This is a genomic window from Pseudomonas sp. NPDC087598 (genome assembly GCF_044743525.1).
Taxonomy (GTDB): domain Bacteria; phylum Pseudomonadota; class Gammaproteobacteria; order Pseudomonadales; family Pseudomonadaceae; genus Aquipseudomonas.
Genome location: NZ_JBIUWQ010000006.1, coordinates 119022 through 144727, shown reverse-complemented (window position 1 = coordinate 144727; position 25706 = coordinate 119022). Strand labels below are relative to the sequence as shown.

Here is a 25706-nt window from a genome sequence, read left to right as displayed (position 1 = left end):
TTGCGTGGGTGTCGTCAAGAAGCAGTATAGGTGGCATTACGCCGCTGTTCGGCCAGGGCGATTGAGGCGATAAACGGTCATCGATGGCCACTGAATCAAAGCGCTTTTACCCGGTCGTATGGGCGGCTGCGCGCACTGCGTCCTGAAGGCGCAGGCAGCGTTGGCCGTTCCGTCGTCAAGACCTTGGTTTTAGGGAAGTGTTGAATGAAGCGCGCTACAACGATGTTGCTGACCGTGACCGCCGCCGTAATGCTCGGTGGCTGTGTGGCGGATTTTGATGATGACCACCGCCACGGTCGGCATTACGACCGCGATCATGGGCGCAATTACGACCATGACCGACGCTGGGATGACCGCGATGACGACCGCCGCGACGGGCGTCGCTACTACCGTGATCGCGATGATGACTGATTGAACATAGAGGGCGTTCCCGCAAAGGAACGCCCTCGACCACTCAAGAAAAGTGAGCGCTCGCCCGGACGCTGGATCGCGCAGGCACAGAGGCCTCGATGTCCAGCAAATGGGTGGCGAGAATGTCGCTCAGAAAACGGAACTGATCGTTGATGCCGACCACTTCATTGCTGAAATGATTGGTGGCGGCGGGCATCAGCAGATCTTCGAAATCTTCGTTGAACACCAGTGCCTGCGCCTTGCGGTTAACGACGTGTTGTTCGTAGTAGTTGCTGCCGAACACCGGGAAACTCACGGAGAGTGCGATGGTGTGAATCATGATGTGAACTCCTCGTTGCGTCTCGGATGGGGCAATCGTGCCTTTCGTGAGCGGCGGGTGGAAGGCAATCGTCGCGATGGTGAATATCGACGGCATTGATGGTTGCGAGTTCGGTGGTGGATTTGCTGGCCCCATCGCTGGCAAGCCAGCTCCCACAGGAAGCGCGGGTGCTCGCAAAATCCACGTTCGCTGGAGATCATTGTGGGAGCTGGCTTGCCAGCGATGGGGCCGGTACCTCCACCATCAGGCTCTACTGATCCACCTATACTCAAATCTGCCTATCTCCTGATTTGAAGGAAACCGCCACCGTGACCCTGCGTGCGCTAGCCCTTGCCGCACTGTTTCTGCTGGCCGGCTGCGCCTCCTCGGTGCGGGCCCCTGCACCAGCGCCGGCAGTGGTGGTGTCGCCCGCAACCTGGCAGCAGATCGACCGCGAGATCGTCAGTGCTTCGCAACAGTCCACTGAGCAGGTCAAGCTTTTCGCCCGTGGCTCGATGGAACATTGGCGCACTCGCGTCTATCAGCAAACTGAAGAAAATTTCATCCCGTGGTTCAGCAGCTACTGGACCCAGGAATGGCTGTCGATGAAGGTCAGCTGGTACACGATCAGCGCCAGCGGTGAACAGGACGCATCGGCCAAGCGTCTGGCGGCGTATCTGCTTGAGCAATATCAGGAAAGAGTGCTGGCGCCAGTGGCGGTCGAGATCGATCCGGACGCGATCCTCGGCCAGTCGACGGAGTTCTACGCGCAGCAAATGGCCAAACAGATGCCGCTCATCGCCCAGCGCCACGGCGTGCCGGTCGCACAACTCAATGGACATTTACAGAAAATTCCCGCAATCGCACTCGGCCCGCCCAGCGCTCGGGACGCGTCGCTGTATCAAATAATCAGCACTGAGCCGTTGAACACACTGCCGGCTTATGCCGCCCTGATCGACAAGATCCATACCGACGGTGGCGCCAAGGGGATCGCGTCGACTGACGCGGGCATGGCCCCTGTCGCCAAACGGGCCAGCCAACGCATGGAGGCGGAAATGGCCCCGCGCGGTGCGGCCAGCGCTGTGGCCGCAGCCGCCGGCAAACTGGTCGGCAGGCTGATATCGGTGGGCGTGGTGGGTATCCGCGCCATCCTCCAGGCCAACGACCGGCCCGACAGCGAAGCATTGATCCGCAGCAGCCTCGGCAACACCTTCGACAAGGCCTGGCTGAAACTGGTGCAGAACCCGACCACCGGTGTCATGGCCGGCACACTGCACATCGCCGGGCAGGTCGAGCGCAATCTGGGTGAGGGCGAGGAACCGTCGGTCGGGTTGGGCGTGAATCGTGTCGAATGGCAGCCACCGCAATCGACTAATCAGCAGATCGAACCCACCGTAAAAGGAGAATAAACATGGCTTACATCGATATTTTCGTAGCGCCTGTGCCGACTGCCAATCGCGAACAGTACAAAAAACACTGTGAAATTGCTGCCAGGCTGTTCAAGGAATACGGTGCAAAGGACGTGGTTCAGTGTTGGGGCGATGACGTGCCGGATGGCAAGATCACGTCATTCCCGATGGCCGTGAAACTCAAGGAGGGTGAGACGGTTTCATCCGGCTGGTTGATCTGGCCAGACAAAGCCACGCGCGACGCCGGCATGGCGAAGATGATGGAAGATCCGCGCATGCAACCGGACGTCAACCCGATGGGATTTGATGGCCAACGCATGATCTTTGGTGGCTTCAAGAACCTCCTTGAACCCTGAACCCCGCACAAATCTCTTGTAGAAGTGAGCCTGCTCGCGATGGCGTCTGCAGGTTCAAAACCTCATAGTCAGACCCACCGCCATCGCGAGCAGGCTCACTCCTACAGGTATTGTGTTCACTCAGATGGGGGGGTAATCCGGCAGCTTTTGCGCTGGCGGATCTGTTCGTCCGTCGGCCGCTCACGGATGAATTCGAAACGCGGCTCCCCCTCGCTGTAATGCACCAGCCAGCCCCATTCCAGTTCCTGTTCATCCTGCCCGGGATTCGGTGGCCGGGCCCACCATGGCTCTTTGCTGAGGATCTCGCGCATGGCGACCTCCGGTTGATAGCAATCCTTGAACTATAGACCTGCGTTGCGAGTCGTCAGATCAGGCTGTGTAGAATCTGCCGATCAACCCGTGAAGGAGCAGGCCATGACCGTTGAAACGCACAGGGATGAACCGTTCAAGCGGCTGTTCTTTGCACTGGACTGCCCAACGGCGCAACGCAAGGCAATTGCTCAGTGGCGTGCGGAGTTGGGTTTGCGGACCGGCAAACCGGTACCGGCGGATAATTTTCATCTGACGCTATTGTTCCTCGGCGCCGTGCCGCTGGCGCAGATCGGCGAAGTCTGCGAAGCCGCCGGCAAAGTGCGCACGCCGGGGCAGGCGTTGCGCATTTCACTGGATCGCTTGCAGGTCTGGCACCGTGCCGGGGTGTTGTCACTGGCACCCGAGCAGGCGCCGCCGGAGTTGCTGCGTCTGGTTTACGCGCTGGAGCAGGCCATGTTGCCTTTCGGTTTTGAAGAGACGGCCCGCGAGTTTCGCCCGCATCTGACATTGGCGCGTGACTACCGCGCGCCGGAGCCGGAATCGGCGACGCCGCCAGAGTTTTTCCTGCGTGCCGAACGTTTTGCCCTGTTCGAATCACACAAGGGCCGCTACCGGATCCTGCAGGATTGGCCGCTGATCTGAAGAAACAAAAAAAGGCGCCCGAGGGCGCCTGAAGTTCACCTGAGCCGAGGGAGCCAGGTGAGGCCGTTCATCTGCAGGGTGCAGCGGTGGTAAGGCGCTACTTGAACGGGAAACCTTGAGCACTGCATCTCTTTATTGTGGGAGCGAGCCTGCTCGCGAAGACGTCGGAACATCCAATATCTTCACTGCCTGACGTATCGCTTTCGCGAGCAGGCTCGCTCCCACATTTCCGATTTGTGCTGGGATTACTTGCCGAGTTTCACTCGGGTCCAGCCACGGGTCATGATGCGTTGGGTGGCGATCGGCTGATCCGGCACCGCATACAACGTTGCCATCACCGCTTGCGACGGGTACGAGCCTGGGTCGTTGCGGATCGCTTCGTCCACCAATGGCGTGGCCGCCGAGTTAGCGTTGCTGTAGCCGTTGCTGTTGGTGATTTCGGCGATGATGTCCGGGCGCATCAGGAAGTCCATGAACAGGTAAGCGTTCTCGACGTTCGCTGCATCGCGAGGGATGGCGACCATGTCGTAGAAGCTGCCGGCACCTTCCTTCGGAATGCTGTAGTCGATCACCACGTTGTTGCCCGACTCCACGGCGCGAGCCTTGGCCTGCAGCACGTCACCGGAGTAACCGACCGCCACGCAAATGTTGCCGTTGGCCAGATCCGAGATGTATTTCGAGGAATGGAAGTACGCCACGTTCGGGCGGATCTTCATGAACAGCGCCTCGGCCTCCTTGATGTGCGCGGTGTCCTTGTCGTTCACCGGATAGCCCAGGTAGTGCAGGGCGGCCGGGATCATCTCGGTCGGCGAATCGAGGAAACTGATGCCGCAGGCTTTGAGTTTTTCAGCGTTTTCCGGTTTGAACAGCAAGTCCCAGGAATTGGTCGGGGCATTGGCGCCGAGCACTTCCTTGACCTTGGCCGGGTTGAAGCCGATGCCGATCGAGCCCCACATGTACGGGAACGCATGAGCGTTGTCCGGATCACTGGCGGCGGCGTTTTTCAGCAGCACCGGGTTGAGATTCTTCCAGTTCGGCAGCTTCGATTTGTCCAGCGTCTGATAGACGCCGGCCTTGATCTGCTTGGCCAGGAAACTGTTGGACGGCACGACCAGGTCGTAGCCGGATTTGCCCGCCAGCAAACGCGCCTCAAGGGTCTCGTTGCTGTCGAAGACGTCGTAGGTCACGCGGATGCCGGTCTCGTCTTCGAACTTCTTGACGGTGTCCGGCGCGATGTAATCGGACCAGTTGTAAACACGCAGCACCTTGTCGTTGGCCTGGGCGCCCATGACGATTGCGCCCATTAAGGACAGTGTCAGCAGAGTCCTGCCAAACATTTTCATCGGTGAAACTCCATTCTTCTTATTCAAAAACACAAAGCCAAAACCTTATCGACTAACACAGCTCCTACAGATGTACATAAAACCCTGTGGCGAGGGAGCTTGCTCCCGCTTGAGTGCGCAGCGCTCACAAACTTTTTGGGTCTGCTGCGCAGCCCAGCGGGAGCAAGCTCCCTCGCCACAGTTGTTCATCGTTGGTGCTTAAACAGTGGCGGCACGCTGAGGCTGCCACGACTCGTTCGCCGTCTGATCCATCGCTTCCTGAATCGCCTTCTTGCGGCTGGCCTCTGCCTTGCGGCCGAAGTACCAGACGAGGAAAGTCACCAGCGACACCGCCAGCAGAATCAGGCTGGCCACGGCGTTGATCTCAGGTTTCACGCCCAGACGCACCGCCGAGAACACTTCCATCGGCAACGTGGTCGAACCCGGGCCGGAGACGAAGCTCGCCAACACCAAATCATCCAGCGAAAGCGCGAACGACATCATCCCGCCCGCTGCCAGTGACGGCGCGATCATCGGAATGGTGATCAGGAAGAAAACCTTGAACGGCTTCGCGCCCAGATCCATCGCCGCTTCTTCAATCGACAGGTCCAGCTCACGCAGGCGGGCGGAGACTACCACCGCCACATAGGCTGCACAAAACGTCGTGTGGGCGATCCAGATCGTGACGATGCCACGCTCCTGCGGCCAGCCGATCAGTTGCGCCATCGCCACGAACAGCAGCAACAGCGACAGACCGGTGATCACTTCCGGCATCACCAACGGCGCCGTCACCAGACCACCGAACAGCGTGCGACCCTTGAAGCGGGTAACACGGGTCAGCACGAACGCCGCCAGCGTACCCAGTGCCACCGCAGCGACGGCCGTGTAGCAGGCGATTTCCAGCGAGCGCACCACCGAGCCCATCAGTTGCGTGTTGTCGAGCAAACCGACGTACCACTTCACCGACCAGCCGCCCCACACCGTCACCAGTTTGGATGCGTTGAACGAGTAGATCACCAGGATCAGCATCGGCAGATAGATGAACACCAGACCGAAGACCAGCATGAACTTAGCAAAACCGAAGCGTTTCATCCCCGTGCCTCCATCTCTTTGGCCTGGCTGCGGTTGAACAGCAGAATCGGCACAATCAGGATCAACAGCATCACCACCGCCAGCGCGGACGCCACCGGCCAGTCGCGGTTATTGAAGAACTCTTGCCACAGCACGCGACCGATCATCAAGGTCTCCGGGCCACCCAGCAGTTCCGGAATCACGAACTCGCCGACCACTGGAATGAACACCAGCATGCAGCCGGCAATAATGCCGTTCTTGGCCAGCGGCACGGTGATTTTCCAGAAGTTGTTGAAGTTGCTCGAGCCCAGATCCGACGCGGCTTCCAGCAGGCTGCCGTCGTGCTTCACGAGGTTGGCGTACAGCGGCAGCACCATGAACGGCAGATACGCATAAACCACGCCGATGTACACCGCGGTGTTGGTGTTGAGGATCTCGATCGGGTGATCGGTCAGCCCCGTCCACATCAGGAATGCGTTGAGCAAACCGTTGTTGCTGAGGATGCCCATCCACGCATATACGCGGATCAGGATGGCGGTCCAGGTCGGCATCATGATCAACAGCAGCAGGACGTTTTGCGTTTCCTTGCCGGTTTTGGTGATCGCGTAGGCCATCGGGAAACCGATCACCAGGCACATCAGCGTGCTCAGCGCTGCAACCTTCAACGAACCGAGGTAGGCCGACAGGTACAACTCGTCTTCGCCGAGCATGGTGTAGTTGCCGATGTTCAGCAGCAGCTGGAATTTCTGTTCGGCGTAGGTGTAGATCTCCGAATACGGCGGGATTGACAGCGCGGCTTCCGAGAAACTGATCTTCATCACCAGAAAGAACGGCAGCATGAAGAACAGGAACAGCCAGATGAACGGGATGCCGATCACCAGTTTTCGTCCGCTGGGCACCAGGCGCAGGAATTGCTGATTGAAGGTTCTCATGAGCGCAGTACCACGCCGCTGTCGTCTTCCCACCAGACGTAAACCTTGTCGTCCCAGGTCGGACGCGCACCACGGCGTTCGGCGTTGGCCATGAACGACTGGACGATCTTGCCGCCGGGCAGTTCGACGTAGAACACCGAGTGACCGCCGAGGTAGGCGATGTCATGCACCTTGCCTTCGGACCAGTTGTAGCGGTGCTCGGGTTTGAGGGTGCTGACGAGCATTTTTTCCGGACGGATCGCGTAGGTGATCGACTTGTCCTGCACCGAGGTGCTGACGCCGTGGCCGACGTAGATCTTCTGCTGCAAGTCCGGGCTGTGGATGATGGCGTGACCTTCAAGGTCTTCAACAACCGTGCCGTCGAAGGCGTTCACGTTGCCGATGAACTCGCAGACCATACGGCTGACCGGCGCTTCATAGATATCGACCGGGCTGCCGATCTGCGCGATCCAGCCGAGGTGCATGATCGCGATGCGCTCGGCCATGGTCATGGCTTCTTCCTGGTCATGGGTCACCATCACGCAGGTCACGCCAACGCGCTCGATGATCTCAACCAGCTCAAGCTGCATCTGCGAACGCAGTTTTTTATCCAGCGCACCCATTGGCTCGTCGAGCAGCAACAGCTTCGGCCGCTTGGCCAGCGAGCGGGCGAGGGCGACGCGCTGACGCTGACCGCCGGACAACTGATGCGGCTTGCGTTTGGCGTACTGGGTCATGTGCACCAGGCGCAGCATCTCTTCGACGCGGGCGTCGATTTCACTGGCCGGCAAACGGTCCTGCTTCAAGCCGAAGGCGATGTTCTGCGCGACGGTCATGTGTGGGAACAGCGCGTAGGACTGGAACATCATGTTGATCGGCCGCTCGTACGGCGGCATATCAGTGATGTCCACGCCGTCGAGCAGAATCCGCCCTTCGGTCGGCCGCTCGAAACCGGCGAGCATGCGCAGCAGGGTCGATTTGCCCGAACCGGAGCCACCCAGCAGCGCGAAGATTTCGCCCTGATGGATCTCCAGGGACACATCGTCCACCGCTGTGGTTTCGTCGAACTTCTTGGTGACACGATCGACTTTCACCAGAACCTTTTTCGGTTGCTGATGACCTTCAAGTGCCTTCCTGTAAGTGCTGGAGGCGTTAGCCATGTGAAACTCCCAACAGGTTTCAGTCGCGCGGCCAATGTGGCCGGGCTTAAGTGGATTGCAAGCCTGTAAGTGCATTCCCGGTCGGATCACATCCCCTGTGGGAGCTGGCTTGCCAGCGATGGCGGTGGGTCAGTCACCATTAATGTTGAAGGTGACGGCCTCATCGCTGGCAAGCCAGCTCCCACAGGGTTTTGCATTGTTCTGACAGGTATTGCACTCATCGATCCGGCTTGGTCGGCGCCGCCGTCCTGGCTGCCTGGGTCGTACTTGTTGTTATTACGGTTTGTTGTTTTCACGGATGACGGATGCGCACACGCGCAGCCGCCGACCCCGTGGGGGCAGTAAACAGTGATGAAATCCTGGGTGGTGTCAGCGCTTGTTGCGTCGCGCCGCCCTTTGCCGGCAAGCCTCGCCGAATGCCTGGAAAATTTTCAGGTAGTTCGGGTTGTCGAGTACTTGCCATTCCGGGTGCCATTGCACGCCGAGGGCAAACGTCGGGCTGTGCTCGACCGAGATCGCTTCGATCAGACCGTCCGGCGCCACCGCTTCGGCGCGCAGGCCGGGAGCGAGGCGGTCGATGCCCTGACTGTGAATCGAGTTGACCTGGAACTCGCCCGGCAACGCCAGCGCTTCGAATACGCCGCCGCCCAGCACGGTAACGACGTGAGCCGGTGCGTACTGCACGGCGACATCCGGGCTGTCGGCTTCGCGATGATCGAGCATGCCCGGCAGCTCATGCACCTTCTGGTGCAGGCTGCCGCCGAACGCGACGTTCATTTCCTGGAAACCACGGCAAATGCCGAGCACCGGAACGCCCGCCGTGATGGCTGCACGCAATAAAGGAAGGGTAGTGGCATCCCGCGCCGGATCGTGATCCGTGCCGGGGGCGCTGGCCGGGCCTTGATAGTGGAAGGGTTCCACATTCGATGGCGAGCCGGTCAGCAACAGACCGTCGAGTTGACCGAGCAGGTCTTCGATTTCAGTCAGGTTGCCAAGGGAAGGAATGACCACTGGCAACCCCAGCGCCGCAACGCTGACAGCGCGAACGTATTTGTCGCCGCTGATGTGATAGGGGTGCAGGCCAATCTGTTTGACGCACGCAGTAACGCCGATCAATGGCTTGAATGCCATTTTTATTCACCTCGAAGTTTGACACTTGAACGAGCTTTTCCGGAGCTTAGCCTCGTTGATTTTAATTAACAACTGCCATGTAAAAAATTCTAAACGCCGTTCATCAAATCTTCATGGTTTCCGTGCGTCTAGCGCCTGTGTTGGCACAAGAGTGTTAAAAAAGACCGCAAAAATAAAGGCTGAGCGGCCAGCTGTTCGCTATTGACTTCACTTTGCCGTTCGGGTTGACTGGCTCGGCGAAACAGCAGTGAACATAATAATTAACAGCTAAATAGGTGCATCATGTCGGTCCCTCTGCGTACCGTTCAACTCAACGAAGCAAACGCATTCCTTAAGAAATATCCTGAGGTTTTGTACGTCGACCTTCTGATTGCGGATATGAACGGTGTGGTGCGCGGCAAGCGCATCGAACGCACCAGTCTTCATAAGGTTTACGAGAAAGGCATCAACCTGCCGGCCTCGCTCTTCGCTCTCGACATCAATGGCTCCACGGTGGAAAGCACCGGCCTGGGTCTGGACATCGGCGACGCTGACCGCATTTGCTACCCGATCCCCGGCACCCTGAGCATCGAGCCGTGGCAGAAGCGCCCAACCGCACAATTGTTGATGACCATGCACGAAATCGAGGGCGAGCCGTTCTTCGCTGACCCGCGTGAAGTGCTGGCCAACGTCGTGCGCAAGTTCGACGAGTTGGGCCTGACCATTTGCGCAGCGTTCGAACTCGAGTTTTATCTGATCGACCAGGACAACGTGAACGGTCGTCCGCAGTCGCCACGTTCACCGGTGTCCGGCAAGCGTCCGGTGTCGACTCAGGTTTATCTGATCGACGACCTCGACGAGTACGTCGACTGCCTGCAAGACATCCTCGAAGGTGCGAAAGAGCAGGGCATCCCGGCTGACGCCATCGTCAAGGAAAGCGCCCCGGCGCAATTCGAAGTCAACCTGCATCACGTCTCCGACCCGATCAAGGCGTGCGACTACGCGGTACTGCTCAAGCGTCTGATCAAGAACATCGCCTACGACCATGAAATGGACACCACCTTCATGGCCAAGCCGTACCCGGGCCAGGCAGGTAATGGTCTGCACGTACACATTTCGATTCTGGATAAAGATGGCAAAAACATTTTTGCCAGCGAGGATCCCGAGCAGAACGCCGCGCTGCGTCACGCGATCGGCGGTGTGCTCGAGACCCTGCCCGCGCAGATGGCTTTCCTCTGCCCGAACGTCAACTCGTACCGTCGTTTCGGCGCACAGTTCTACGTGCCGAACTCGCCGTGCTGGGGCCTGGACAACCGCACCGTGGCAATTCGCGTACCGACCGGCTCGTCCGATGCCGTGCGTATCGAGCACCGCGTTGCCGGTGCCGATGCCAACCCGTATCTGCTGATGGCTTCGGTCCTGGCCGGTGTGCATCACGGTCTGACCAACAAGATCGAACCGGGCGCGCCGGTCGAAGGCAACAGCTACGAGCAGAACGAGCAAAGCCTGCCGAACAACTTGCGCGACGCCCTGCGTGAGCTGGACGACAGCGAGGTCATGGCCAAGTACATCGATCCGAAATACATCGATATCTTCGTTGCCTGTAAGGAAAGCGAGCTGGAGGAGTTCGAACACTCCATCTCCGACCTTGAGTACAACTGGTATCTGCATACCGTTTAAGCGGATTGCAGCTGCAAAAAAACGCCGTTGGCTGATTCAGCCAGCGGCGTTTTTTTATGGCCTCTGTGGCGGATCGCGAGCAGGCTCGCTCCCACAGTTGATCTCCAGTGAACATGAATGCTGCGTTCACAGAAACTCCCTGTGGGAGCGAGCCTGCTCGCGAAAGCGCCATGGCAGACAACACACCAGCCGGCTCGTACAATGCCCGCTGCCCCGCAGGAGACTTTCATGACGCGTCCCGCCCCCGTCCGCAAACCCCGTGCCCGCAGTCAGGCGCGAATTGATTCGATACTCGACGCCGCGCGTACGCTGCTGGCCTCCGAGGGTGTGGCCAGTCTGTCGATCTACAGCGTGGCCGAGCGCGCGCAGATTCCGCCCTCCTCCGTGTATCACTTCTTCGCCAGCGTCCCGGCATTGCTCGAAGCGCTAACCGCAGACGTTCACGCCGCGTTTCGCGCCTGCCTGCAAGCGCCGATCGATCACGAGGCCTTGCGTGACTGGCGTGATCTGTCGCGACTGGTCGAACGGCGGATGCTGGAGATCTACGACGAAGACACCGCCGCCCGCCAGTTGATCCTTGCCCAGCACGGGCTCACCGAAGTGACGCAGGCTGACCGTCAGCACGACATCGAGCTGGGCGACCTGATGCACAAGCTGTTCGACCACCATTTCGAATTGCCGCGACTGCCAACCGACGTCGATGTCTTTGCGCTGGCGATGGAACTGGGCGACCGCGTCTACGCTCGATCAGTCCAGCAACACGGGCAGATCACCCCGCGCATGGCGGAGGAAGGCATGCGCGTATTCGATGCCTACCTGGGTTTGTACCTGCCGCTTTACCTGCCCAAGCGCACAACTGCCGTCTGACCGACAACCGCGCATTTCAGGGCGACCTGTTCAGATCGCCCGGAGCAGAATCCTGTCGATGGAATGATCGGCCGACTTGTTGAGAATCAGGCTGGCCTTGTCGCGGGTGGGCAGGATGTTTTCGACGAGGTTTTTCAGGTTGACCCGGTCCCAGGTGCCGGACGCCACTGACAGCGCTTCGTCGTTCGACAGGGTTTTGTACTTGTTGAAGTACGACTCGTCAGACTGGAACGCGGTGTTCTTCAAGTAGACAAAGCGTTCGAGGTACCACTTCTTGATGTCCTCTTGCGCGGCATCGACGTAGATCGAAAAGTCGACGAAATCGAGGACGTTCAAACTGTCGCGCTTGTCCTCTTGCAGCACATTCAGGCCTTCCAGAACGATGATATCGGGCGACTGAATGGTCTGCGTTTCATCGGCAAGAATGTCGTACTGGACGTGCGAGTAGACCGGAATCTGCACCGGTTTTCCTTCGTTGCGCACGGCGTGCAAAAAGTCGAGAAGCAGTGCCCGGTCGTAGGACTCGGGAAAGCCTTTGCGGTGCAAAAGGTTGTTCTTTTCGAGGGTCGCCAGCGGCAACAGAAACGAGTCAGTGGTCACCAGCTGTACATCAGGCGAACCCGGCCACGACGACAGAAGCGCCGACAATACTCGGGCAAAACTGCTTTTACCCACCGCGACACTGCCGGAGATGCCAATGACAAAGGGTGGTTTGTGCGCCGGTTCGCCCAAAAACTCGCTATGCACCTGACCCAGCGACCGCGCCGCGGCTGCGTGCAGATTCAGCAGGCGCGCCAAAGGCAGCAGAATGGTTTCTACCTCCTCACGCGTCATGGGCTGGGTCGGACTGATCAGCGCATTCATTTGCGCAGACGACAGGCTCTGCGCCGCATCGTCCCGGAAGGCAGACCATTGCTCGCGAGTGAATTCCCGGTACTCGCGGTGAGCGGGCGAATGCCCTGCGGCATTCTGCTTCGTCGTCATAATCTTCCTGTAGGCGCCCTGACAAAAGCCGGAACATAGCAGATCTGCCCGGCGCCTCCAAACCGACAACCGTCTACCCGAATACCTGTTGAAAAGCGCGCATGAAAAAACCCCGGAGGGCTCAAGCCGTCCGGGGCCTTGTGTACAGCATCGATTACAACTTGGCGATCGACACCTCGGTGGATTTCACAAAGGCGATCACTTCGCTGCCGACCACCAGTTCCAGCTCCTTGACCGAACGGGTGGTGATCACCGAAGTGACGATGCCCGAAGCGGTCTGCACGTCGATTTCCGACAGCACGTCGCCGAGGACGATTTCCTTGATCGAGCCTTTGAACTGGTTGCGCACGTTGATGGCTTTGATAGTCATGGCATTGATTCCTGTCGTTGATAGAACTTGAGTTATTGCGCCCAACGCAGTTGCGTAGGCAGTGGTGAAACAGGTTCCGGCTCCGGCGGCTCGCCGGGCAGGGACAGAACACGGTTGAGCACTTCGGTTTCCAGCGCCGCCAGTCGATGCGATCCGCGCACTCGCGGGCGGGGCAGCTCCACATGCAGGTCGAGGCCGACTTCGCCGTCCTCGATCAGAATCACCCGGTCGGCAATCGCTACCGCTTCGCTGACGTCGTGGGTCACCAGCAGCACGGTGAAACCGTGTTGCTGCCAGAGACGTTCGATCAGTTGCTGCATTTCAATTCGGGTCAGCGCATCCAGTGCGCCGAGCGGTTCGTCGAGCAACAGCAGACGCGGCTGATGGATTAACGCCCGGGCCAGCGCGACTCGCTGCTTTTGGCCTCCGGACAACGCCGCCGGCCATTCATTGGCGCGATCCGCCAGACCGACCGCTTCCAGTGCGTCCAGTGCTTGCGGACGCCAGTTACCCTTGAGACCGAGGCCGACGTTGTCGATGATCTTTTTCCACGGCAGCAGCCGTGCTTCCTGGAACATCAATCGGGTGTCTTCCCGCGCATCGCTGAGCGGTGCGGCGCCGGCCAGCAAGTCACCGCCAGTCGGCTGGTCGAGACCGGCGAGCAGCCGCAGCAAAGTGCTTTTGCCGCAACCGCTGCGCCCGACCACGGCGACGAATTGCCCCGCCGGGATGTGCAGGTCGATATCACGCAATACTTGCCGCGCACCGAAAGTCTTTTGCAGATTGCGCACCGCCAGCGGAATCCCGCGCAGCAGGCGTGGAGGTTGTTGAGCGGTCATGCCGCACCTCCCTTGGCAACCTGATAGGCCGGATGCCAGCGCAACCACACACGTTCAAGTCCGCGAGCCGCGAGGTCAGCGAGTTTGCCCAGCACCGCATAAAGCAGGATCGCCAGCACCACCACGTCGGTCTGCAAAAACTCCCGGGCGTTCATCGCCAGATAGCCGATGCCGGAGCTGGCCGAAATGGTTTCCGCGACGATCAACGTCAGCCACATGAAGCCCAGCGCGAAGCGCACGCCGACCAGAATCGAAGGCAGCGCGCCCGGCAGAATCACCTGCCAGAACAGGCTGAAACCGCTGAGTCCATAACTGCGCGCCATCTCCACCAGCGCCGGATCGACGTTGCGGATGCCGTGATAGGTATTCAGGTAGATCGGAAACAACGTCCCCAGCGCCACCAGAAAAATCTTCGCCGACTCATCGATGCCGAACCACAGGATCACCAGCGGAATCAGCGCCAGATGCGGTACGTTGCGGATCATCTGCACCGAACTGTCGAGCAGGCGTTCGCCCCACTTCGACAGGCCGGTGATAAAGCCCAGCGCCAGACCAATGCTGCCACCGATGGTGAAACCCAGCGCCGCGCGCCAGCCGCTGATCGCCAGGTGCGTCCAGATCTCGCCGCTGCGCACCAGGCTGACGCCGGCCTCGATCACCGCCACTGGTGCCGGCAGAATCCGCGTCGACAACCAGCCCGCCGACACCGACAACTGCCACACCGCCAGCAAGAGCACCGGCAACGCCCAAGGCGCGAGGCTGTGGATAATCTTCTTCATGGCGCGCCTCAGCTCTGCGACGCGGCTTTGGGAAGAATGTCGTTGGCGACCATCTCGCCGAACGGACTGACATAACCGGCGCTTTTCGGCAGCTCCGGGCGCTCGATATCGAGGTGCGGGAACAGCAGCTCGGCGACGCGATAGGACTCTTCGAGGTGTGGATAACCGGAGAAGATAAAGGTGTCGATGCCCAGATCGGCGTATTCCTTGACCCGAGCAGCCACGGTCGGGCCGTCGCCGACCAGCGCAGTGCCGGCGCCGCCACGCACCAGACCAACGCCAGCCCAGAGGTTCGGGCTGACTTCGAGGTTGTCGCGGCTGCCACCGTGCAACGCGGCCATGCGTTGCTGGCCGACCGAATCAAAGCGCGCCAGCGAGGCTTGCGCACGCTTGATGGTGTCGTCATCCAGATGCGAGATCAGGCGATCCGCCGCTTGCCAGGCTTCGGCGTTGGTTTCACGGACGATCACATGCAGACGAATGCCGAAGCGTACGGTGCGGCCGAGCTTGGCGGCTTTGGCGCGCACCTGCTCGATCTTCTCGGCCACCGCTGCGGGCGGTTCGCCCCAGGTCAGAACCATCTCCACTTGTTCGGCAGCCAGATCCTGCGCCGCTTCCGACGAGCCACCGAAGTACAGCGGCGGACGCGGTTGCTGGATCGGCGGATAGAGCAATTTTGCGCCCTTCACGCTGATGTGCTGACCGTCGTAATCCACGGTTTCGCCTTCCAGCACGCGACGCCAGATGCGGGTGAATTCCACCGAGGCCTGATAGCGCTCTTCGTGACTGAGGAACAGACCGTCGCCGGCCAATTCTTCCGGATCGCCACCAGTCACCAGGTTGAACAGCGCACGACCACCGGACAGACGATCCAGGGTCGCCGCCTGCCGCGCCGCCACCGTCGGGGAAATGATCCCGGGGCGCAGGGCGACGAGGAATTTCAGACGCTGGGTCACCGGGATCAGCGACGCCGCCACCAGCCACGAGTCTTCGCAGGAGCGCCCGGTGGGAATCAGCACACCGCCGAAGCCCAGACGATCAGCCGCTTGCGCGACCTGTTGCAGATAACCGTGGTCGACGGCGCGGGCGCCTTCGGCGGTGCCAAGGTAATGGCCGTCACCGTGGGTAGGCAGGAACCAAAAGATATTGAGGCTCATGGAGTGGTCTCCTTGGGGATTCGAATTACTGCGCTTTAGCCACAGCGGCCGGTGGTGTCCAGATCACATCCTTGATGCTCAGCGGCTTGGGAATCAGCTTGAGCTGGAAGAACGTGTCAGCGATTTTCTGTTGCGCGGCGACCACTTCCGGAGTCAGGAACAGCGCGCCATAGCCCTGGCGTTTCACCGAGGTCAGGGTGATGTCCGCCGGCAGGCCGAGCAGTGGCGCGACTTGTTGAGTCACGTCTTCAGGGTTGGCTTTCGACCATTCGCCAACGGCGCGCACTTCCTCGACGAGAGTCTTGATGACCTCGGGATTTTTCTGTGCATAAGGTTTGGTCGCCAGATAGAACTGGTGGTTGTCGACGATGCCTTTGCCGTCGCGCAGGGTGTGCGCTTGCAGTTGTTGCTCGGCGGCGGCCTGGTACGGGTCCCAGATGACCCAGGCATCGACGCTGCCACGTTCAAACGCGGCGCGGGCATCGGCCGGCGGCAGGAATACAGTCTGGATATCGGTGTATTTGAGGCCGGCGTCTTCCAGTGCGCGCACCAGCAGGTAGTGGACGTTGGAGCCTTTGTTCAAGGCGACTTTCTTGCCTTTGAGATCGGCCACCGATTTGATCGGCGAATCTTTCGGCACGAGGATCGCTTCGCTGTTCGGCGCTGGCGGTTCATAGGCAACGTAGAGCAGATCAGCGCCAGCAGCCTGGGCAAACACGGGCGGGGTTTCGCCGGTGACACCGAAATCGATCGAGCCGACGTTCAGGCCTTCGAGCAGTTGCGGGCCACCGGGGAATTCAGTCCATTGCACGTCGACGCCTTGGGCAGCCAGACGTTTTTCCAGGGTGCCTTTGGCTTTGAGCAGCACCAGCGTGCCGTACTTCTGATAACCGATTCGCAATGTCTCGGCTTGAGCTTGAGTGATGGCGCCGAAGGTGACAGCCGCAGCAAACAGAGCGACCAGACCACGACGCAAAAATACAGTGCGCATAGCGCTCTCCTTTTTGCTGTTGGGTTTTGGCTGCACCTGCTTGCCCGTTGGCGGGCGAGTAAGGCCAGTACTTCAAGTTTCGGTGAGGCTTAAATGCTCCAGCGAGCACTCAACAAACGTTCGTTCAACAGGCCCGGTTCCAGCGGTTTCGGCCGACGGGCCATGGCACTGACAAACTGGTCGAGCGCTTCATGCAGGCGTTGCTCCAGTGCCGGCGCCAATTGCGCCGCCGCGCTGCCTTCGCCGTAAGCGATCTGGCTGTCCTCGGCGAAAATCCCCTGGAGCATTTCCTGGGCCTTCAACGCCGACAGCACAGGCTTGAGGGCGTAATCGACCACCAGCATGTGGGCGATGCTGCCGCCCGTGGCCATCGGCAGAACAATCTTGTGGCTCAAGGCGCGCTCCGGCAGCAGATCCAGCACGGTTTTCAACGCGCCGGAGAACGAGGCCTTGTAAACCGGGGTGGCAATCAACAAGCCATCGGCATTTTCAATCTGCGCCAGCAGGTCGAGCACCTTCGGGCTGTCGAAGCGGGCGTGGAGCAAGTCTTCGGCCGGGAAATCCCGTACCTGATAACTCACCACTTCCACCCCTTGCTCCTGCAACCAGCGTTGCGAGCGCTCCAGCAGCACCCCGGAACGGGAGCGCAGGCTGGGACTGCCACCGAGTGAGACGACCAGCATTGAGACAATTCCTTAAGCGTTACAGGCGATTCGCGGGTTGCGATCTCGCTTCGATGGAAGTGACCTTACCAGCTGATTTATATATCCATAAATCATATTTATTCATTTGGTTATTCGATTAAGAGATATACGAGTCACGTTTTTTCGGACGAAAAAAAGGCCGTCGAAACGGCCTGAAATCCCCTGCATCGTGGTTCTTTAGTGACTGGACTAACGCCATCGCGAGCAGGCTCACTCCTACAGGGCAATGCATTTCAAATGTAGGAGTGAGCCTGCTCGCGATGACGGTGGTGGCTACACCGAGAACTTTATTTGTTGGGCTGTGGCGTCAGGCGCAGGTACGGCTTCACGGCGCGATAGCCTTTCGGGAAGCGCTGCTTGATCTCTTCCTCATCCTTCAACGAAGGCACGATCACCACCTCGTCACCGTCCTGCCAGTTGGCCGGGGTGGCCACCTTGTAGTTGTCGGTGAGCTGCAGCGAATCGATCACCCGCAGGATTTCGTGGAAGTTGCGCCCGGTGCTCGCCGGATAGGTGATGGTCAGACGAATCTTCTTGTTCGGATCAATCACGAACAGCGAACGCACGGTCAGCGTGTCGCTGGCGTTCGGGTGGATCAGGTCGTAGAGGTCGGACACCTTGCGATCGGCATCGGCCAGGATCGGGAAGTTGACGAGGGTGTTCTGGGTTTCGTTGATATCTTCGATCCACTTGTGGTGCGAATCCACCGGATCGACCGACAGCGCGATGGCTTTGACGCCGCGCTTGCTGAATTCATCCTTGAGCTTGGCGGTGAAGCCCAGTTCGGTAGTGCACACCGGGGTAAAGTCCGCCGGATGGGAGAACAGCACGCCCCAGCTATCGCCCAGCCACTCGTGGAAACGAATCTTGCCGGCGCTGGAATCCTGTTCGAAATCGGGGGCGATGTCGCCGAGTCTGAGGCTCATGGTGCTGCTCCTGATGAGTTGTTGGAGAACTCAACTGTAGCTCGGGTTTTGCCATCATGAAAAAGAATAAATAAATAGATATTTAGATCTATAAAGAATATTAAACATCTGTTCACTGGACGCTCGGCGCCATCGCGACGAACATCGGCCGCAAGGTTCGAGAAGGCCTTGAGTTGCTGCAAAGAGGGAAATTCGGGGAGGACTTACGGGGGTGAGTCTGACTCGGAAACGCAAAAGCCCCGTCCGGCGCGATGCCGGACGGGGCTTTTTTTACATCAGGTGCAGGAGCGCGCTATTACAGCAGCGGGATCGAGTAGCTGACGATCAGGCGGTTTTCATCCTGGTCGCGCTGACCTGGGATGTCGTTGCGCCAGGTAGCGTTTTTCCACATCAGGCCCAGGTTCTTCAGCGGGCCTTCAGGTACGACGTAACCAACGGTCAGGTCGCGTTCCCACTCGGAGCGGCCAGTGGCGTTGACGGAAACCTGGCTGTAACCGACTTTGCCAGTGGTGTCGATGTTATCGCCACGCAGGTAAACCATACCGGCGGTCAGGCCAGGAATGCCCACTTTAGCGAAGTCATAGGAGTAGCGAGCCTGCCAGGTACGCTCGCCAGCACGGCCGAACTTCTGGATTTGCATGTCGGTAATGGTGTAGTTCGACGAACCGTCACCCTGGTTCAGCCACGGGAAGTCGCTGTTACCGTTGGAAACCTGGTAACCGCCACCGAAGGTGTGACCTTCAACGGTGTACAGGAACAGGCCGCTGTACAGGTTGTTGTCGACTTTGCCTTTGGTGATGCCAGTACCGTAATCACCGGTGGTGAAATAGTTGGCATCGTGACCGTTAGCACCGTCGTCACGGCTGTTGAAATAACGGAAGTCCGACTTCAACACGCCCGGGCCGATTGCCCAGTTGTGAACCAGACCGAGGAAGTGTTGCTTGTAGAACTGATCCAGATTGCCGTAGTAGTACTGAGCGGTCAGATCTTTGGTGATCTTGTAGTCACCACCGGCATAGATGAACTTGTTGCTGTCGCGGCCAGACGCAGTACGGCCGTTGGCACCTGCGATCGACAGTTCTTCGTTGTTGCTGGAGTTACGACCTTTTACGTGCTCGATCTGGCCACCAACAAGGGTCAGATCCTTGATCTCGCCCGAAGTGATCTGGCCACCCTGGAAGGTTTGCGGCAGCAAACGACCATCGTTGGTGATGATCACAGGGTTCTTCGGCTGCAAAGTACCCAGCTTCAGTTCGGTCTGGGAGATCTTGGCCTTGGCAGTCAGGCCCAGGCTGGAGAAGTTATCAACCGCTTCGCCATTGTGTTTGCTTGGGAAAACAGTACCGCCGTAGGAGCCGTAGTTGGTTGTGGTCGCTGGAGAAGCGCCGTTAGTGCCACCACCGGAGTCCAGACGCACGCCCAACAGGCCGATAGCATCGATACCGAAGCCTACGGTGCCTTGGGTGTAACCAGAGATGAAGCGCAGATCGAAGCCTTGGCCCCATTCTTCTTGCTTGCTCTGAACACCAGCGCGCTTGTTGGCAGGAGCGTTGACGTCGCCGTCACGGTTATCAGTGTTGATGTAGAAGTTACGCAGCCCCAAAGTAGCTTTGCTGTCTTCGATGAAACCGGCGGCGCCTGCCTGCTGCGCCAAAACCCCTACGGCCACAGCCAGGGCCAAGGTGGACTTGTTCATGTAAAGCTCCTCTCGTTTCTAATTTTTGTATTCCTGGTCCGGGTCGAATGCCTGGATCCTAAGATGCGCGATTAGCGCCAGTTCGTGACTGACAAGTCAATCGTAACCTTGTGTGTCTACGACCAAGGTCTAATCGCAGTTATTTGGTCCGTGCAGAGTAAAGATTTCCTGATAAATCCAAAAAGAATTTATTCATTCTTTTTCATATCATTTCGAAATATAGCCATCATCTGGCCATCTCCGCCGGGATAAAGCGTATCGGCGACTAAGCTCATTCCTAAATGGTATTTGTGAGCCTTTTTTTAGATCGATTAGCTTTGGCGCAACCCCGATTCGTCAAACCCTATCAAAAAGGCGACGCCATGATGGCCAAACGCGCACTATCTAGTCAATTTGTTACAGTTTGTGTGTCAGCTCTGATTTCTTTCTCCGCCCACGCGGCAAACCTTACCGTTGGTTATCAAACCGGTATCGACCCAAGCAAAGTGCCCCAGGCCGATGGCATCTACGAGAAAACCATCGGCGAGAAAATCGACTGGCGCCGTTTCAACAGTGGCCCGGAAGTTGTGACAGCCATTGCTTCCGGTGATGTACAGATCGGCAACCTTGGTTCCAGCCCATTGGCCGCTGCCGCTTCGCGAAACCTGCCAATTGTGGCGTTCATCGTTTCCGCACAGATCAATGCCGCCGAAGCACTGGTGGTGCGCAATGGCAGCGGGATCAACACGCCACAGGATCTGGTCGGCAAAACCATCGCCACGCCTTTCGTTTCCACCTCCCACTACAGCCTGCTCGGCGCGCTCAAGCACTGGGGCCTGGACACCTCGAAAGTCAAAGTGGTGAACCTGCAACCAGCGGAAATAGCAGCGGCGTGGAAGCGTGGCGACATTGACGGAGCGTTTGTCTGGTCACCGGCCCTCGGTGAAATCCGCAAGACCGGCAAGACCCTGACCGATGCCGCACAGGTTGGCCAATGGGGCGCTCCCACCTTCGAAGTCTGGGTGGCGCGCAAGGACTTCGCCGAGAAGCATCCGAACGTCGTGGCCAAATTTGCCAAGGTCACTCTAGACGCGTTCGCCGATTACGCCAGCCATAAAGACAGCTGGACCGCCGATTCCGAGCCTGTGCAAAAAATCGCCAAATTGACCGGTGCCAATGCCGCCGATGTACCGGAATTACTGGCCGGTTCGGCATTCCCGGACGCCAAGGCGCAACAGACCACCGCGCTGCTGGACGGCGGCACGGCGAAGGCTATTGGGGAGACGGCGAAGTTTTTGAAGGAACAGGGCAAGGTTGAAACGGTGCTGCCGGATTATTCGCCGTACGTCAGCGCGAAATTCATCACTGAATAGTCTCTGTGGCGAGGGAGCTTGCTCCCGCTGGAGGCCGAAGGGCTCCCTATTCCTGCAACCACAGGTTTTGGGGCCGCTTCGCAGCCCAGCGGGAGCAAGCTCCCTCGCCACAAAGGCTCCTCACATAATCTCAGAGGGTCTTTTCGAAGATCTTCGAGTTGCGCTGATAGTTGTACAGCGACGCCCGTGCCGCTGGCAGACGCTCGACGCTGCTCGGCTCGAATCCACGCTCGCGGAACCAGTGCGCGGTGCGGGTGGTGAGCACGAATAGCGTCTTCAAGCCCTGCGCGCGGGCACGGGTTTCGATGCGTTCCAGCAACTCATCGCCGCGACCGCCGTGGCGGTACTCCGGGTTCACCGCCAGACACGCCAGTTCACCGGCATCCGAATCGGCAATCTGATACAGCGCCGCACAGGCGATGATCATCCCCTCACGCTCGACCACGCTGAATTGCTCGATCTCACGCTCCAGCACTTCACGCGAACGGCGCACCAGAATCCCCTGCTCTTCAAGCGGACTGATCAGGTCGAGCAAGCCACCGACGTCTTCAATCGCCGCTTCGCGCACCAGCTCGAATTGCTCCTGGGCCACCAGCGTACCGCCACCGTCACGGGTGAACAGTTCAGTCAGCAGCGCGCCATCCTCGGCATAACTGACGATGTGGCTACGCGCCACACCACCACGGCAAGCCTCGGCAGCGGCATCCAGCAGCTCCGCCTGATAGTTGCTGCCCAGACGCTGCAGGTGCGCCGGCACTTGTTGCGGACGCAGTTCGCGCACCAGCCTGCCGTTTTCGTCGATCAGGCCGAGGTCGGCACCGAACAGCAGTAGTTTATCGGCGCCCAGGTCGATGGCGGCGCGGGTGGCGACGTCTTCGCAAGCGAGGTTGAAGATTTCACCGGTCGGCGAGTAGCCCAGCGGCGACAGCAGCACAATCGAGCGCTCGTCGAGCAGACGGTTGATGCCTTTGCGATCGACCCGGCGCACTTCGCCGGTATGGTGATAGTCGACACCTTCAAGCACGCCGATCGGCCGCGCCGTGACGAGGTTGCCGCTGGCCACCCGCAGACGCGAGCCCTGCATCGGCGAAGAAGCCATGTCCATCGACAGCCGAGCCTCGATGGCAATGCGCAACTGGCCGACGGCGTCGATCACACACTCAAGCGTCGCAGCATCGGTAATGCGCATGCCGTGGTGGTAATGCGGCGTCAGGCCACGGGCAGCGAGGCGGGTTTCAATCTGTGGGCGCGAACCGTGCACCAGCACCAGGCGCACGCCGAGGCTGTGCAGCAAGACGATGTCGTGGACGATGTTGCCGAAATTCGGATGCTCCACGCCGTCGCCGGGCAGCATGACGACGAAGGTGCAGTCGCGGTGGGCATTGATATAAGGAGACGCGTGACGAAGCCAGTTAACGTATTCGGGCATGAACCTGGGCCTGTAATAAATAGCAGCCTAAAAAGGGGCGAAACGGAAAACGCACAGCGGGCTGATGGTTATCGTCGGAACAGGCTTGGCGACACGCGCGCTCTCCTCATGAATACGGGTTTGGGCATCTGCGATTTAAGTGCAACCCCCTGTAGGAGCTGCCGCAGGCTGCGATCTTTTGACTTTGACTTCAAAAAACAAGATCAAAAGATCGCAGCCTTCGGCAGCTCCTACAAGGGATGCGTTCAATTCTTCAGGCAGTAATGTTCAATCAACTGTCGCAATAGATGCACGGTAGGCTGCAAACGTGACATTTCAAGGTACTCGCCCGGCTGATGCGCACAGGCAATGTCGCCGGGGCCGAGCACAATGGTTTCGCAGCCAAGGCGCTGAAGATAAGGCGCTTCGGTGCCGAACGCTACTGCTTCGGCCGCATGACCAGTGAGCTTTTCGGCGATGCGCACCAGTTCGGCGTCTTCGGACTGCTCGAACGGCGGCACTTCCGGGAACAACGGTTTGTAGTCGATTTTCACCTGATGCCGCTCGGCAACCGGGTTGAGCTTGCGCAGAATTTCCGCACGCAGGACTTTCGGGTCCATGCCCGGCAACGGGCGCAAGTCGAACTCCAGCGAACACTGGCCGCAAATGCGGTTGGGGTTGTCGCCGCCATGGATGCAGCCGAAGTTCATCGTCGGCTGCGGCACGCTGAATTGTGGATTGTTGAACTCGCGCTGCCATAACAGACGCAAGCCACGCAGCTCGCCGATGGCGTCGTGCATGGCTTCGAGAGCGCTGTGGCCCAGGCGTGGATCCGACGAGTGGCCGCTCTGCCCGAGAATGTCGATGCGCTCCATCATGATGCCTTTGTGCATACGAATCGGCTTGAGCCCGGTCGGCTCACCGATTACCGCCGCACGGCCCAGCGGGCGCCCGGCCTCAGCCAGCGCACGGGCGCCGGACATCGAGCTTTCTTCGTCGCAGGTGGCGAGGATCAGCAGCGGTTGCTTGAACGGCTGGTCAAGCAGCGGTTGCACGGCTTCGATGATCAGGGCGAAAAAGCCCTTCATGTCGCAACTGCCGAGCCCGACCCAACGACCATCGACTTCGGTGAGTTTCAGCGGATCGGTCTGCCACAACGCATCGTCGTACGGCACCGTATCGCTATGCCCGGCCAGCACCAGCCCGCCGGGGCCGCTGCCGAAGCTGGCGAGCAGATTGAATTTGCCGGGGCTGACCTGCTGGATGTCGCAACTGAAACCCAGATCACCGAGCCATCCGGCGAGCAGATCTATTACCGCCCGGTTGGACTGATCCAGGCTCGGTTGCGTACAGCTGACCGACGGCGCGGCAATCAGCGCAGCGAACTGGTCTTTCATGGACGGCAAAGGCATCGCTGACTCCCACTCCCGATTTGAAGTCCATCATAGAGCCATCCGGCGTCAGGAATAAACCGCCGCAGGGCGTAGGAAGTTTGAGTCCTGTACACTGCACGACCTTGGCAGCCACACATTCCCCCGGCTGCGCTCCCGATCCTGGATTTTCCGGCCATGCAGAAAGAAACCGAAATCAAACTCCGCGTCAGCCGCGAAACCCTCGCCGCCCTGCGCGAGCACCCGCTCCTGAAAAAACGCAACAAAAATGGCTGGGAACGCCGTGAGTTGATGAACCAGTACTTCGACACCCCTGAGCGCGATCTGGCTCAGGCCAAAGTGGCCCTGCGCCTGCGCAAGGATGGCGACGAAGTGATTCAGACCCTCAAGACTCGCGGCCAGAGCGTCGCCGGTCTGTCCGAGCGTAACGAGTACGACTGGAAACTGCCGAAAGCCAAACTCGACGTGAAGAAACTCGACGGCGAATGCTGGCCCGAGTCGCTGGCCGAGCTGGACAAGAAAACCCTGAAGCCGATCTTCACCACCGATTTCGTCCGCGAGCGCGCCGAAATCGCTTGGGGCCGTGGCAAGGCCAAAGTGGTCATCGAAGCCGCGCTGGACCTGGGCCACGTGGTGGTCGGCAAGCAAAAGGAAGAAATCTGCGAGCTGGAACTGGAATTGCGCGAAGGCGAGCCTGCCGCGCTGCTGGAACTGGCCGCTGAACTGGCCGAAACCCTGGCACTGATGCCGTGTGACATCAGCAAGGCCGAGCGCGGTTATCGTCTGTACGACGCCAACAGCTACTCGCTGAGCCTGCCGGCGCCGGAGCTGACGCCGGAAACCCAACTCGACGACGCCTTCGCCGCACTGTGCTGGCACTTGCTCGGCAGCAGCCAGCGCTTGGCCGAACAGTACCGTTTCAACGGTCACTGGCGCCTGTTGCTGGACTGGGTCGAGAACCTCGCTGAAATGCGCGCCCTGCTCAGCAGTCTCGGCCAGGCCGCGCCGCGTCCGTCGACCCACGACCTGCGCGTGGCGCTGGATGCATTGCTGGAAGACTGGCGCCCGCTGGTGCAGGTCGGCATCGAAGACGAAGACGTGCGCAAAGCCGCGCCGGAGCAGTTCCTCGAAGAACTGGAAGACCCGCGCTGGGGCCTGTTCTCGCTGAACGCTTCGCGCTGGCTGCTGGCTCGCAGCTGGACCGCCGAGCGCAACGTTCGTGGCAACCGTCAGGGCGGCGCGCAGTTGCACAGCTGGTTGCCGCGTCTGCTGGGCGAAGAAGCCACGGCGCTGCAATTGCAGCGTTACCAGCAGCAGCCGGAAGATCTGGCCGAACAGCTGCCGCGTATCGAGCGTATTCAGGTCTGGTTGCACCACGCGCGTAACGTGCTGGAGATCCCTGAAATGGATCGCCTGTACGGCGAGCTGAACAAACTGGCGCAACTGGCCAACGAGCCGACGATCACTGACGAACTGCTCGATGCGCGCAAGCAGCAGGCGATTGCGGTTTACCAGAATCGCGCCTGGAAAATGCTTCTGCGCATGTAATTGTCAGCAGCA

26 protein-coding genes are annotated in these 25706 nt (G+C 59.4%); 8 read left to right on the top strand and 18 right to left on the bottom strand.

Features of this window, described 5'->3' with window-relative positions; genetic code table 11:
• The first annotated feature begins 204 nt into the window (after positions 1-204).
• Positions 205-411, top strand: coding sequence for a hypothetical protein (locus ACIOWE_RS05880; protein WP_212809291.1), 207 nt, complete (start codon positions 205-207; stop codon positions 409-411).
• Between the two features lie 43 nt (positions 412-454).
• Here the strand turns inward: ACIOWE_RS05880 and ACIOWE_RS05875 are convergent, their stop codons facing one another.
• The gene (locus ACIOWE_RS05875; protein WP_201237786.1) at positions 455-730 is read right to left on the bottom strand and encodes a hypothetical protein; all 276 of its coding nucleotides are present in this window, start codon (positions 728-730) and stop codon (positions 455-457) included.
• 308 nt (positions 731-1038) lie between these two features.
• On the opposite strand from ACIOWE_RS05875, the gene ACIOWE_RS05870 reads away from it, so the two are divergent.
• Both ACIOWE_RS05870 and ACIOWE_RS05865 read left to right on the top strand, forming a co-directional pair.
• Entirely contained in the window at positions 1039-2118 is a 1080-nt protein-coding gene (locus tag ACIOWE_RS05870) for a hypothetical protein (protein ID WP_401388476.1), read from the top strand.
• Between the two features lie 2 nt (positions 2119-2120).
• Entirely contained in the window at positions 2121-2474 is a 354-nt protein-coding gene (locus ACIOWE_RS05865; protein ID WP_401388474.1) for a DUF1428 domain-containing protein, read from the top strand.
• A 116-nt stretch (positions 2475-2590) separates the two neighbouring features.
• On the opposite strand, the gene ACIOWE_RS05860 is transcribed toward ACIOWE_RS05865, so the two are convergent.
• A complete protein-coding gene (locus ACIOWE_RS05860) occupies positions 2591-2785 on the bottom strand; it encodes a hypothetical protein (protein ID WP_401388471.1) in 195 nt (64 codons plus the stop codon).
• A gap of 103 nt (positions 2786-2888) precedes the next feature.
• Here ACIOWE_RS05860 and thpR point away from each other — a divergent pair, with 103 nt between their 5' ends.
• Complete coding sequence (gene thpR / locus ACIOWE_RS05855) at positions 2889-3428, top strand: RNA 2',3'-cyclic phosphodiesterase (RefSeq protein ID WP_401388468.1); 540 nt, start codon at positions 2889-2891, stop codon at positions 3426-3428.
• Between the two features lie 245 nt (positions 3429-3673).
• Here the strand turns inward: thpR and ACIOWE_RS05850 are convergent, their stop codons facing one another.
• The 5 genes from ACIOWE_RS05850 to ACIOWE_RS05830 all read right to left on the bottom strand — a co-directional run bounded on the left by ACIOWE_RS05850 (position 3674) and on the right by ACIOWE_RS05830 (position 9023).
• On the bottom strand, positions 3674-4771 hold the full coding sequence (locus ACIOWE_RS05850) for a polyamine ABC transporter substrate-binding protein (protein WP_315447327.1): 1098 nt from the start codon (positions 4769-4771) through the stop codon (positions 3674-3676).
• A 198-nt stretch (positions 4772-4969) separates the two neighbouring features.
• A complete protein-coding gene (locus ACIOWE_RS05845; RefSeq protein WP_401388464.1) occupies positions 4970-5842 on the bottom strand; it encodes an ABC transporter permease subunit in 873 nt (290 codons plus the stop codon).
• Positions 5839-6720 (bottom strand): ABC transporter permease subunit, encoded by an 882-nt coding sequence (locus ACIOWE_RS05840; RefSeq protein ID WP_401388503.1) that lies wholly within the window; start codon positions 6718-6720, stop codon positions 5839-5841. Before ACIOWE_RS05840 ends, ACIOWE_RS05845 begins: the two co-directional genes overlap by 4 nt.
• Positions 6721-6749: 29 nt before the next feature.
• Positions 6750-7892 (bottom strand): polyamine ABC transporter ATP-binding protein, encoded by a 1143-nt coding sequence (gene potA, locus ACIOWE_RS05835; RefSeq protein WP_201237793.1) that lies wholly within the window; start codon positions 7890-7892, stop codon positions 6750-6752.
• 369 nt (positions 7893-8261) lie between these two features.
• Complete coding sequence (locus ACIOWE_RS05830; RefSeq protein WP_401388460.1) at positions 8262-9023, bottom strand: gamma-glutamyl-gamma-aminobutyrate hydrolase family protein; 762 nt, start codon at positions 9021-9023, stop codon at positions 8262-8264.
• A 282-nt stretch (positions 9024-9305) separates the two neighbouring features.
• On the opposite strand from ACIOWE_RS05830, the gene ACIOWE_RS05825 reads away from it, so the two are divergent.
• Both ACIOWE_RS05825 and ACIOWE_RS05820 read left to right on the top strand, forming a co-directional pair.
• Positions 9306-10682, top strand: a complete 1377-nt coding sequence (locus ACIOWE_RS05825) for a glutamine synthetase family protein (RefSeq protein ID WP_401388457.1) — start codon at positions 9306-9308, stop codon at positions 10680-10682.
• A gap of 228 nt (positions 10683-10910) precedes the next feature.
• On the top strand, positions 10911-11549 hold the full coding sequence (locus ACIOWE_RS05820; protein ID WP_401388454.1) for a TetR/AcrR family transcriptional regulator: 639 nt from the start codon (positions 10911-10913) through the stop codon (positions 11547-11549).
• Between the two features lie 30 nt (positions 11550-11579).
• Here the strand turns inward: ACIOWE_RS05820 and coaA are convergent, their stop codons facing one another.
• The 9 genes from coaA to ACIOWE_RS05775 all read right to left on the bottom strand — a co-directional run bounded on the left by coaA (position 11580) and on the right by ACIOWE_RS05775 (position 19995).
• Positions 11580-12533, bottom strand: a complete 954-nt coding sequence (coaA, locus tag ACIOWE_RS05815) for a type I pantothenate kinase (RefSeq protein WP_201236377.1) — start codon at positions 12531-12533, stop codon at positions 11580-11582.
• A gap of 154 nt (positions 12534-12687) precedes the next feature.
• Positions 12688-12903, bottom strand: a complete 216-nt coding sequence (locus ACIOWE_RS05810; RefSeq protein ID WP_003229256.1) for a molybdopterin-binding protein — start codon at positions 12901-12903, stop codon at positions 12688-12690.
• Positions 12904-12935: 32 nt separating this feature from the next.
• Positions 12936-13742, bottom strand: a complete 807-nt coding sequence (gene ssuB, locus ACIOWE_RS05805) for an aliphatic sulfonates ABC transporter ATP-binding protein (RefSeq protein ID WP_401388450.1) — start codon at positions 13740-13742, stop codon at positions 12936-12938.
• Positions 13739-14521, bottom strand: a complete 783-nt coding sequence (gene ssuC, locus ACIOWE_RS05800) for an aliphatic sulfonate ABC transporter permease SsuC (protein ID WP_093429771.1) — start codon at positions 14519-14521, stop codon at positions 13739-13741. Before ssuC ends, ssuB begins: the two co-directional genes overlap by 4 nt.
• Before the next feature lie 8 nt (positions 14522-14529).
• Positions 14530-15678, bottom strand: a complete 1149-nt coding sequence (gene ssuD / locus ACIOWE_RS05795; RefSeq protein ID WP_064589716.1) for an FMNH2-dependent alkanesulfonate monooxygenase — start codon at positions 15676-15678, stop codon at positions 14530-14532.
• Between the two features lie 25 nt (positions 15679-15703).
• Positions 15704-16669 carry a sulfonate ABC transporter substrate-binding protein gene (locus tag ACIOWE_RS05790; RefSeq protein ID WP_201236375.1) on the bottom strand — a complete coding sequence of 322 codons (966 nt, stop codon included), beginning with the start codon at positions 16667-16669 and terminating at the stop codon, positions 15704-15706.
• Positions 16670-16758: 89 nt separating this feature from the next.
• Positions 16759-17352, bottom strand: coding sequence for an NADPH-dependent FMN reductase (ssuE, locus tag ACIOWE_RS05785; RefSeq protein ID WP_201236374.1), 594 nt, complete (start codon positions 17350-17352; stop codon positions 16759-16761).
• Between the two features lie 308 nt (positions 17353-17660).
• Entirely contained in the window at positions 17661-18299 is a 639-nt protein-coding gene (locus ACIOWE_RS05780; protein ID WP_401388445.1) for a peroxiredoxin, read from the bottom strand.
• Between the two features lie 295 nt (positions 18300-18594).
• A complete protein-coding gene (locus tag ACIOWE_RS05775) occupies positions 18595-19995 on the bottom strand; it encodes an OprD family porin (RefSeq protein ID WP_401388442.1) in 1401 nt (466 codons plus the stop codon).
• 362 nt (positions 19996-20357) lie between these two features.
• Here ACIOWE_RS05775 and tauA point away from each other — a divergent pair, with 362 nt between their 5' ends.
• Positions 20358-21347 carry a taurine ABC transporter substrate-binding protein gene (gene tauA, locus ACIOWE_RS05770; RefSeq protein ID WP_401388439.1) on the top strand — a complete coding sequence of 330 codons (990 nt, stop codon included), beginning with the start codon at positions 20358-20360 and terminating at the stop codon, positions 21345-21347.
• Positions 21348-21477: 130 nt separating this feature from the next.
• Here tauA and argA read toward each other — a convergent pair whose 3' ends face one another.
• The gene (gene argA, locus ACIOWE_RS05765) at positions 21478-22776 is read right to left on the bottom strand and encodes an amino-acid N-acetyltransferase (protein WP_166221659.1); all 1299 of its coding nucleotides are present in this window, start codon (positions 22774-22776) and stop codon (positions 21478-21480) included.
• Between the two features lie 245 nt (positions 22777-23021).
• Positions 23022-24167: an acetylornithine deacetylase gene (argE, locus tag ACIOWE_RS05760; RefSeq protein WP_401388435.1), complete on the bottom strand. Its 1146-nt coding sequence runs from the start codon at positions 24165-24167 to the stop codon at positions 23022-23024.
• A 156-nt stretch (positions 24168-24323) separates the two neighbouring features.
• On the opposite strand from argE, the gene ACIOWE_RS05755 reads away from it, so the two are divergent.
• Positions 24324-25694: an inorganic triphosphatase gene (locus ACIOWE_RS05755; RefSeq protein WP_166221662.1), complete on the top strand. Its 1371-nt coding sequence runs from the start codon at positions 24324-24326 to the stop codon at positions 25692-25694.
• Positions 25695-25706 lie beyond the last annotated feature (12 nt).